This window comes from Bacillus sp. JJ1521 (assembly GCF_036965165.1).
Lineage (GTDB): Bacteria > Bacillota > Bacilli > Bacillales > Bacillaceae_L > Ferdinandcohnia.
In genome coordinates this window covers 1-2,881 of sequence record NZ_JBALOX010000150.1, presented here as the reverse complement: position 1 = coordinate 2,881, position 2,881 = coordinate 1, and the positions used below count along the sequence as shown (strand labels likewise).

Below are 2,881 nucleotides of genomic sequence, written 5' to 3'. Positions count from 1 at the left end.
TTTAATAGTTTCAAAGATTTGAATGTGTTGATCGTCGGTGATATACGACATAGCAGGGTAGCGCGTTCCAACGCACAAAGCTTAACAAGACTAGGTGCAAACGTATATTTTTCGGCACCATTAGAATGGCAAGATCAAACAACCCCATATGGGATGTATGTTGACCTTGATGCAGGGCTTGCAGAAGCTGATGTCGTCATGCTGCTTCGTATTCAACATGAGCGTCATAAATTTTCGATGGATTTAACGAAGGAAGAGTACCACGAAAAATTTGGCTTAACAAATAAGCGGGGCAAAAACTTGAAAAAGGGCACCATTATTATGCATCCAGCACCGATTAATCGCGGAGTTGAAATAGCAAATGAATTAGTTGAAGCGCAACAATCAAGAATTTTTAAGCAGATGGAAAATGGTGTATTTGTAAGAATGGCTGTACTTAAAAGGGTTTTACAACAGGTAGAGGGAGGAATTTTAATATGAGCACATTACTAAAAAACGCAGAAATTCTTAATGAACATGGTGAGCTAATAGCTGCAGATATTAAAATCACGAAAGGTCTAATCGAAGCTGTTGGGGCAAATCTAGACCAAAGCAATTGTGAAGTAATTGATGTAGAAGGAATGTTTGTATCAGCTGGATTTGTTGATGTCCATGTCCACCTTCGTGAGCCTGGAGGAGAACATAAAGAAACCATCGAAACGGGTAGCCTTGCAGCTGCAAAGGGCGGATTTACAACAATTGCGGCAATGCCAAATACAAGACCAGTTCCAGATACAGTAGAGCAAATGAACTGGCTACAACAAAGAATCAAGGATACGGCTTATGTTAATGTCCTTCCATATGCGTCAATCTCTATTCGTGAGCTCGGTCAGGAGCTAACGGATATGAAAGCATTAAAGGAAGCTGGAGCATTCGCATTTACTGACGACGGTGTTGGAATTCAATCAGCTGGAATGATGCTTGAAGCAATGAAGCAAGCGGCAGCAATTGAAATGCCGATCGTTGCCCATTGTGAAGAGAATACTCTCATTAATAAAGGGGCTGTTCACGAGGGGGAATTCTCGAAAAAGCACGGGATCAATGGAATTCCTTCTGTATGCGAATCAGTACATATTGCAAGGGATGTGTTATTAGCTGAAGCTGCTGGTTGTCACTATCATGTATGCCACGTAAGCACAAAGGAATCAGTACGTGTAATCAGAGATGCAAAGCGTGCGGGTATTCATGTAACGGCTGAGGTTACTCCACATCATTTATTATTATGTGATGAAGATATACCTGGACTTGACACAGATTATAAAATGAATCCTCCATTACGTGGAAAAGAGGATCTAGAAGCACTCATTGAAGGACTTCTTGATGGAACAATCGATTTCATCGCTACCGATCATGCTCCACATGCAAGTGAAGAAAAAGCACAAGGAATGGCTTTAGCACCATTTGGTATCGTCGGTTTGGAGACAGCTTTTCCACTCCTTTATACACATTTTGTCGAGACAAATAAGATTACATTAAAGCAATTAATAGACTTTTTAACGAGTAAGCCTGCAAACACTTTTAATCTTCCATTTGGAAGCTTAGAAATTGGGAATAAAGCTGATTTAACTGTCATTGATTTAGAGGCAGAAGAAACAATTGATACCGAAAATTTCGTATCAAAAGGAAAGAATACACCATTTGTTGGCTGGGAATGTAAAGGTTGGCCAGTCATGACAATCGTAAATGGCAGCATTGTTTGGCAGAAAGGAAGTGTTCTAGCATGAAACGACAACTTATTTTAGAAGATGGAACAGTATTTATCGGTGATGGATTTGGAAGTAACACCGACAACATAGGTGAGGTTATATTTAATACGGGTATGACAGGATATCAGGAAATCATATCAGACCCATCAAATTGTGGACACATTGTCACATTAACATATCCATTAGTTGGGAACTACGGGATTAATAGAGATGATTTTGAGTCTATTAATCCTAAAATTAGCGGGCTGATCGTGAATGAAGTTTGTGACCACCCATCAAATTTTAGAAGTCAATTTAGTCTTGACGAATATTTCAAAGCAAAAAACATTCCGGGTCTTTCTGGAATTGATACTAGAATGCTTACTAGAAAAATCCGTCAATATGGAACATTAAAGGGTGCGCTTTGCGGGATGGATGTCAATGTAAATGATGTTGTAAAGCAACTTAACGACATGACTTTACAAACAGACCAAGTAAAACATGTTTCAACATCTAGCGCATACCCAAGTCCGGGAAGAGGGCATCGCATCGTTCTAGTTGATTTCGGAATGAAGCATAGTATCTTACATGAATTAAACAAACGCGACTGTGACGTCATTGTCGTTCCATACAATACTACAGCAGAAGAAATATTACGCCTTAGCCCAGATGGCATTTTATTAAGTAACGGACCTGGAGATCCAAAGGACGTTCTGGAAGCAATTGAGATGATTAAAGGAGTTCTTGGGAAGGTACCACTATTCGGAGTGTGCTTAGGACATCAATTATTTGCCTTAGCAAATGGCGCAGATACTGAAAAAATGAAATTTGGACATAGGGGTGCAAATCATCCAGTAAAGGACCTAAAAACAGGTAAAATTGCAATTACTTCACAAAATCACGGTTATTCAGTGAACAAAGAATCACTAGAAAAAGCAAAACTTGAAGTTACACATATTGCTCTCAACGATGACACAGTAGAAGGATTACGCCATTTAGAATATCCGGCATTTACTGTTCAATTCCACCCAGAGGCTTCATCTGGCCCTGACGATGCAAATAGCTTATTTAACGACTTTTTACAGATGATTGAAAACTTCAGGAAAGAGGGCGAAGAGCTATGCCAAAACGCTTAGACATTAACAGTATATTAGTAA

General features: G+C 39.4%; 2 protein-coding genes and 1 pseudogene. All 3 read left to right on the top strand.

Annotated elements, in window-relative coordinates; genetic code table 11:
• Positions 1-480, top strand: a pseudogene (locus V7147_RS18935) (aspartate carbamoyltransferase); the annotation flags it as partial.
• Positions 477-1,763, top strand: a complete 1,287-nt coding sequence (locus V7147_RS18930) for a dihydroorotase (RefSeq protein ID WP_335369389.1) — start codon at positions 477-479, stop codon at positions 1,761-1,763. The pseudogene V7147_RS18935 and the gene V7147_RS18930, both read left to right, overlap by 4 nt.
• On the top strand, positions 1,760-2,860 hold the full coding sequence (locus V7147_RS18925; protein WP_335369388.1) for a carbamoyl phosphate synthase small subunit: 1,101 nt from the start codon (positions 1,760-1,762) through the stop codon (positions 2,858-2,860). Before V7147_RS18930 ends, V7147_RS18925 begins: the two co-directional genes overlap by 4 nt.
• The last annotated feature ends 21 nt before the right edge of the window (positions 2,861-2,881 follow it).